The organism is Gilliamella sp. Fer4-1, assembly GCF_001690515.1.
Lineage (GTDB): Bacteria > Pseudomonadota > Gammaproteobacteria > Enterobacterales > Orbaceae > Gilliamella > Gilliamella apicola_C.
Genome location: NZ_LZGZ01000086.1, coordinates 1 through 1362, shown reverse-complemented (window position 1 = coordinate 1362; position 1362 = coordinate 1). Strand labels below are relative to the sequence as shown.

At 33.9% G+C, this 1362-nt stretch carries 1 protein-coding gene and 1 pseudogene; one reads left to right on the top strand and one right to left on the bottom strand.

The window, feature by feature from the left end; translation table 11 throughout:
• Positions 1-521 (top strand): integrase core domain-containing protein (locus tag A9G30_RS03390; RefSeq protein ID WP_141671965.1); only part of this gene is annotated, 521 nt, incomplete at its 5' end.
• Positions 522-1010: 489 nt separating this feature from the next.
• Here A9G30_RS03390 and A9G30_RS12860 read toward each other — a convergent pair.
• Positions 1011-1362, bottom strand: a pseudogene (locus tag A9G30_RS12860) (hypothetical protein); the annotation flags it as partial.

Below are 1362 nucleotides of genomic sequence, written 5' to 3'. Positions count from 1 at the left end.
CACCTCGGGAGCCAGAAAAGTTATTGGCTCCCAATAAACAAGGTGAATGTTGGTCAATGGATTTTATGAGTGACAGTAGTCGTAATCAACGTCGCTTTAGGACATTCAATGTCATCGATGACTTTAATCGTGAGGCGTTAGGTATTGATATTGCAGTAAGCTTACCCGCAGGTAGAGTGACTCGTTATTTGGATAAACTGGCCGAATATCATGGGTATCCATTAAAAATACGGGTCGATAATGGGCCAGAATTTACAGGAAAAACCTTTATAAACTGGGCTAAATCACATGATATAACCATTAATTATATCCAGCCCGGTAGCCCTTATCAAAATGGCTATATTGAACGATTTAATCGTACCTATCGTACTGAAGTACTCGATTTATATCTTTTTAACAACTTAGCTCAAGCAAGGAGAATAACTGAAGAATGGTTAACGGTTTATAACACCGAAAGACCGCATGAGGCATTAAATAACATGACACCGATTGAGTATAAAACACTAAAACAAGCAGCATAATTTTCTACGTGAGTTGTGTACTAAGTTTGGGGTATTTACAATCATTTTGTCTGTTACTATTCCATTTTGTTTTAGCGCTGTTTTTAAGGCTGATTCAAATTCTGTTAAAGCAATTTGACTATTTATTGATGTAGTAAAAGTTCCTATGTGTTTATTACTACTAGTTAAAGATTCTAAAATAGGTTTAGTGCCATTAGGAGCGGCCCATAATTCCCTATTTCCAATTTTAATATTAAATGATGATGCAGTGGTAGTCTTGGGTTTTACTGATTCGGCGATCAAAGGCGTCATATTGATATAGCAAAAACAGCCTTTGGGTAGGCTAAAAAGTTATTGTGTTTTTTATAATAATCGTTCAGAAAAGATATTGATTTTATTTGATTTTTTAATGGACAATAAAATTACAGAGTAAATAAGGAAAATCCTCGCTGTTTTAATGCAAGGATTTGATATAAGCACGGTTGCTTATTAGCCGTCAATTATTCTATTTTAAGGTAGCCTGCGTTTAGATTTTTCTGGCTCTGGTGTGGGTAATTTCCATGATATTAATAATCCCAATTGTCCAAGAAAATAATTGATATTATCAAGTTCATTCTCGAGAACTTGCCATAACCACAATTTATCACTTAATTCTTCAAGTGTACCGTGACTTGCATCACTTAATATCCAATCTTTCAGCGTGGTATTATTATCTACACTAATTTCTAAATGATGCTGATTAATAATATTAGCGGTATAAATCATTCTTAATCGCTTATTGTCATCTAATTTTTTTTCGTCAAAATGATATTTTTCGTAAGGATATATTGTAGCAAAGTTGAATCCTCCGGCATACTCAGTT